The sequence below is a fragment of the Streptomyces sp. NPDC030245 genome (genome assembly GCF_055572995.1).
This window is the reverse complement of sequence record NZ_JBVICF010000034.1, coordinates 1-1,280: the sequence shown is the minus strand read 5'-3', so window position 1 is coordinate 1,280 and position 1,280 is coordinate 1. Positions and strand designations below refer to the sequence as shown.

The following is a 1,280-nucleotide window of genomic DNA, read 5'->3' as shown; positions in this document are numbered from 1 at the left end:
GCACTATGACGAACACGTGGCGAAGTATTGCACGGCGGAAGAGGCTGCCCAGGGTCGATGCTCGCTGCCTTCGGATCCTGCCATGCAGGGTGCCGATATCCGCGTCGACACCTTGTTGGGCAATAGCAATCTCACCCCTTCGCTGCTGGAAGCCGTAAAGGCCCTCATCGCGAAATTGGTCAACGCCATCCCCACTCAGAACATCCCCAAGGCCTGGGAGGGCACTGCTCAAGGTAAGGCATTCATTGCGGGGCAGTATATTGAGCAGGCCAGATCCTCGGTCGCCGCAAACTCCTTGAACCAGGCTGTTGCCCTGCGCACACCGGTCGCTGGCCTGGGCGCCGCTGCGATGGTCAATAAGGCGGACATCTCTCCGATGGAGCTTATGGAAACCCTGGTCAACGGTCGGTTTCAATCGCCTGACTGGTACACCATGATTTCTGGCTTCTCTACCGAAAACCTGCTGCGCGAGCAGAACAAGATGCAGGCCTTCAAGCTGTGGATGGATCTTCAGTCTTTCCAGCAGATGGAGCGTGTTGAGGCAATGCTCGCGACCAATCTTGCCATGGACGTGAAGTCCGATTCGGCGGCACAGCTCGAAGTGGCTCGAAGCGCCGCGGCGAAGGCGGGGCAGTGATGCGGCCGCGCTGGATTGCTGCAACAGCTTTAGCTCTGGGGATAGCAGCACTGCCGGTCTACCGAGCGTCTGCAGCATATTGCTGTGATCCCTGGGGGTTCGTGGGCTATTCCGCGTTCGTTCAGGCCGGCGCCAGTATGGTCTCGGATTTTACTTCTTGGGCCAGCGACATTGTCGAAGTGCTTGCAGGCGATATCTACCCGGATTGGTGGTCGGGAGTGAATGGCCATCAGGCAGTCATGACACAGCAGCTCGCTGCTCAGCAGGCGCTCTTTGAGGGTAAACAGGCGGTCGACGCTAACCTGCAGGCCCAAGAGCGTGCCGGTAGTGCAGCCGAGGAGAGCATCCCTGCGAGCAGCCAGGCAGAAACAATGGCTAGCGTACAGGCGGTTGGAAGCGCGATGGTTGGAAGCGTCCGGCAAACTGCTGCTGAAAATCGCACGCTGCTAGACGCCACTCATGGAGCTTTCTACCAAGACCAACTCGCGCTGATCCAGCGTCACGTCCCTTACTGCTCCGATCGAGATGCCAGCGCTGGACGGTGCCAAGCTGTGGCTGCCGCCATGCAGGATCGGGACATCCGTTTCGACAGGATGTTGGAGCCAGGGGAGGGGAGAAAGACCTTTAATGAGGCCGAGATCGA

The 1,280-nt window shown here is 59.1% G+C and carries 2 protein-coding genes; both read left to right on the top strand.

The features are described from left to right. Positions 1 to 637 (top strand): hypothetical protein (locus tag ACZ4Z4_RS38275; protein ID WP_468338521.1); only part of this gene is annotated, 637 nt, incomplete at its 5' end. Positions 638 to 738: 101 nt separating this feature from the next. Next, on the top strand, positions 739 to 1,280 hold a 542-nt coding region (locus ACZ4Z4_RS38270), incomplete at its 3' end, for a hypothetical protein (RefSeq protein WP_468338518.1).